The sequence below is a fragment of the Pseudomonas sp. UBA3153 genome (genome assembly GCF_002364635.1).
In the GTDB taxonomy this organism is placed as follows: domain Bacteria; phylum Pseudomonadota; class Gammaproteobacteria; order Pseudomonadales; family Pseudomonadaceae; genus Pseudomonas_O; species Pseudomonas_O kuykendallii.
On record NZ_DEYR01000058.1, the window covers coordinates 6767 to 7716 of the forward strand.

The 950-nt window shown below is 64.3% G+C and carries 1 protein-coding gene; it reads left to right on the forward strand.

Going from position 1 to position 950, the window contains the following annotated elements; all coding sequences use genetic code 11:
* A partial coding sequence (locus B2X67_RS13825; protein ID WP_286785850.1) for a transglycosylase domain-containing protein occupies positions 1 to 950 on the forward strand: 950 nt, incomplete at both ends.

The following is a 950-nucleotide window of genomic DNA, read 5'->3' on the forward strand; positions in this document are numbered from 1 at the left end:
TGAGGATCGCGAGTTCTTCCACCACTTCGGCGTCTCGCCCAAATCCATCGCCCGCGCCATGTGGGTCAACGCCAGTGCCGGTCAGTTGCGCCAGGGTGGCAGCACGCTGACCCAGCAGTTGGTGAAGAACTTCTACCTGACCAACGAGCGCAGCCTCACCCGCAAGGCCACCGAAGCGATGATGGCGGTGCTGCTGGAAATGCACTACGACAAGAACGAGATCCTCGAGGGCTACCTCAACGAGGTGTTCCTCGGGCAGGACGGCCAGCGTTCTATCAACGGCTTCGGTCTGGCCAGCCAGTACTTCTTCAGCCAGCCGCTCTCCGAACTCAAGCTGCATCAGGTCGCCCTGCTGGTCGGCATGGTCAAGGGGCCGACCTACTACAACCCGCGGCGCAATCCCGAACGCGCGCTGGAACGGCGCAACCTGGTGCTCGACGTGCTCGCCGAACAGGGCGTGGTCACCCCCGAGGAAGCCGCGGCGGCCAAGCAGAAACCGCTGGGTGTGACCTCCCGCGGCAGCATGGCCGATACCTCGTATCCGGGCTTCATCGACCTGGTCAAACGGCAGATGCGCGAGGATTACCGCGAGGAAGACCTCACCGAGGAAGGCCTGCGCATCTTCACCAGTTTCGACCCGATCCTGCAGTTCAAGGCCGAAAGCGCGATGGCCGAGACCTTCAAGCGTCTGGGCACGCGCAAGGGTATCGACCAGGTCGAGGCGGCGATGGTCGTGACGAACCCCGAAACCGGCGAGGTACAGGCGCTGATCGGCAGTCGTCAGCCGCGTTTCGCCGGCTTCAACCGGGCGATCGATGCGGTGCGCCCGATCGGCTCGCTGGTCAAGCCTGCGGTCTACCTCACCGCGCTGGAGCAGCCCAGCCGCTACACCCTGACCAGCATCGTGCAGGACGAGCCGTTCTCGGTGAAGGGCAAGGACGGCCAGGTCT